This window comes from Fulvimonas soli, assembly GCF_003148905.1.
Taxonomy (GTDB): Bacteria; Pseudomonadota; Gammaproteobacteria; order Xanthomonadales; family Rhodanobacteraceae; genus Fulvimonas; species Fulvimonas soli.
Map to the genome: position 1 here is coordinate 1 of NZ_QGHC01000013.1, position 1144 is coordinate 1144.

1 protein-coding gene and 1 pseudogene are annotated in these 1144 nt (G+C 66.9%); both read left to right on the forward strand.

Going from position 1 to position 1144, the window contains the following annotated elements; genetic code table 11:
- Nucleotides 1–152 precede the first annotated feature (152 nt).
- Complete coding sequence (locus tag C7456_RS14160) at nt 153–929, forward strand: PFL_4669 family integrating conjugative element protein (protein WP_109724475.1); 777 nt, start codon at nt 153–155, stop codon at nt 927–929.
- Nucleotides 926–1144 (forward strand): annotated as a pseudogene (locus C7456_RS17575) (DUF3158 family protein); the annotation flags it as partial. The gene C7456_RS14160 and the pseudogene C7456_RS17575, both read left to right, overlap by 4 nt.

The window sequence follows — 1144 nt, forward strand, 5'->3', positions numbered from 1 at the left end:
CCCGCCGCGAGGCTATCCCCAGGGGATAGCTGGGACAGCCAGCCTTCCCGGCACGGACAAACCAGGCGCACGCCGATTGCGGTTTGTTGACTGACGGCCTTCCGGTCGGTGCCGATGCTGGCGACTCGTTCCGTTAATGCGAGTCGTCACCCATGGCCTATGACCCCCTGCAATTGAATCTCGGGTCGCTGCGTAGCGCGATGTCGCTGACGCTGCACACTCATCACGCTTCGCGCATCTGGCACGGCCGTGCGCCGACCGAGGGACGCGCCGGCATCATCGGTCTCAACGGCTTCATCAGCGCCATGAACAAGATGAAGCGCGGCGCCGAACAGGACGATCCGTACTCCGATTTCTGGATGCTGCGTATCGAAAACAAGCTGGAGCAGACCAAGAGCACGCTGCAGGCGCTGCGCGAGCAGGTGGACCAGGCGCTGGCCGGCGTACCCCCGGCGCTGTCGCTGGGCGAGAACATGAACGTGCAGCCGGTGAAGCTGCCGCTGTTCGTGAATGCCCAACTCGGCTTCATGGCGGTGTACTTGCTGGCCGACTACGACGACCTGGCACGCAAACTCATCCTGGCGCACCACACGGCGCTGATCGACCGCAGCACCTTGGAGCGCTGGCTCAATGACGGCGCGCACGCGCTGCGCAGCCTGTTCTCGCTGGCCCAGCAGTACCGCTACTCGGGCACGACGCGCGACGACTTCGCGGCGAAGAACGCCGCGGCGCGAGCGGCGCTGGAGAAGTTCGGCGAGTTGCCGCAGGACGTGCTGGAAGGCACGCGCCGCTCCCGCTTTGCGCCACCCATCGCACGGCGGGCGAACCGGCCCGGTGCGCCGGCTGCGGCGCCTGCCGCCGATGCGGTGAAGCTGGCACCGAAAGATGGCGCAGCCGAGAGGGCACCAGACGAGGATGCCGCGGCATGACGGCATTGACCCCTTCCGCGCGCTTCGTTCCGCTGGAACAGGCGGACTTCCAGCGGCTGGAACACGCAGGCTACCCTCGGCGCCACGCAGTACGAACTGGCCGCGAACGCACCGCTTCGGCGTGTGGCGTGAGCCATCCCCACGGGCATGCGCGCCGCGCCTGCCCGCCTTCCCTCATCCATCACCAGGAGAAATCCATGGCACTCATGTTTCCG

Excerpts from the sequence above, each read along its gene's own strand:
- C7456_RS14160 (WP_109724475.1), top strand. The coding sequence starts at position 153 with ATGGCCTATGACCCCCTGCAATTGAATCTCGGGTCGCTGCGTAGCGCG.